This is a genomic window from Stenotrophomonas ginsengisoli, assembly GCF_001431485.1.
Classification (GTDB): domain Bacteria; phylum Pseudomonadota; class Gammaproteobacteria; order Xanthomonadales; family Xanthomonadaceae; genus Stenotrophomonas; species Stenotrophomonas ginsengisoli.
In genome coordinates, this window is the sequence record NZ_LDJM01000076.1 from 1 (window position 1) to 702 (window position 702).

The following is a 702-nucleotide window of genomic DNA, read 5'->3' on the forward strand; positions in this document are numbered from 1 at the left end:
GTCCAACATCACCTGGCTGGCCCGCAGCCTGTACACCGAGTACCTGCTGCCGTTCGAGTTCGCTGCGGTGATCCTGACCGTGGCCGTGGTGGCTGCCGTGATGCTGACCCTGCGTCGTCGTGAAGGCGTCAAGAGCCAGAACGCCGGTGAGCAGACCATGGTCAAGGCGGCCGACCGCATGCGCATGGTCAAGATGGCTGTTGAAACTCCGGAAGTGCACACCGCACGCAAGCCGGCGGATGCCGAGGAGGGCAACTGATGATCACCCTGGGACACATGCTCGGCCTGGGCGCGGTGCTGTTCTGCATCTCGCTGGCCGGTATCTTCCTGAACCGGAAGAACATCATCGTGCTGCTGATGTCCATCGAACTGATGCTGCTGTCGGTGAACATCAATTTCGTGGGTTTCTCGCGTGAGATGGGTGATACGGGCGGTCAGCTGTTCGTGTTCTTCATCCTCACTGTCGCCGCCGCCGAGGCCGCCATTGGCCTGGCAATCCTGGTGACCCTGTTCCGTACCCGCCGCACCATCAATGTCGGCGAAGTCGATTCGCTGAAGGGCTGATCCACAGATGGATATCACTCTCTCCAAGAATCTGTTGATCGCAGTGGTGCTTGCACCGCTGTTCGGCAGCATCATCGCCGGCCTGTTCGGTCGTCAGGTAGGTCGCCGCGGCGCCCAGTACGCCACCATCGGTGGCGT

1 protein-coding gene and 1 pseudogene are annotated in these 702 nt (G+C 61.3%); both read left to right on the forward strand.

What is annotated here, in order from left to right; translation table 11 throughout:
• Positions 1-259 (forward strand): annotated as a pseudogene (locus ABB30_RS15375) (NADH-quinone oxidoreductase subunit J); the annotation flags it as partial.
• Positions 259-564, forward strand: coding sequence for an NADH-quinone oxidoreductase subunit NuoK (gene nuoK / locus ABB30_RS15380; RefSeq protein WP_057638528.1), 306 nt, complete (start codon positions 259-261; stop codon positions 562-564). The pseudogene ABB30_RS15375 and the gene nuoK, both read left to right, overlap by 1 nt.
• Positions 565-702: the final 138 nt, after the last annotated feature.

Excerpts from the sequence above, each read along its gene's own strand:
- nuoK (WP_057638528.1), top strand. The coding sequence starts at position 259 with ATGATCACCCTGGGACACATGCTCGGCCTGGGCGCGGTGCTGTTCTGC.